Here is a 230-nt window from a genome sequence, read left to right on the forward strand (position 1 = left end):
GAAATACGTTAAATTTATAAGAAAATTTCACTTGTTAGTATTCCATTTCTAAAAGTCTCTGATATATCCTTTGCCCCCTATTTCATATGAATATCTAGCCTCCTTTAAAGGATACAATTCAAAATTCATAATAAAAATAAACAAATCCTCCATATGGAGATTAGTCAGGAAAAATGATTGAGAGTTTGAGGATTCTTTTAAATTTAATTGTATTTCATCCATGATAAATA

Annotated in this window: 1 protein-coding gene; it reads right to left on the minus strand. The window is 26.5% G+C overall.

All coding sequences use genetic code 11. From position 1 onward, the window contains the following. Positions 1-48: 48 nt before the first annotated feature. Positions 49-230, minus strand: a 182-nt coding sequence (locus tag FOT98_RS32750; RefSeq protein WP_222104675.1) for a hypothetical protein, incomplete at its 5' end; no start/stop codon positions are given.

The organism is Bacillus sp. HY001 (genome assembly GCF_007558965.1).
Taxonomy (GTDB): domain Bacteria; phylum Bacillota; class Bacilli; order Bacillales; family Bacillaceae_G; genus Bacillus_A; species Bacillus_A mobilis.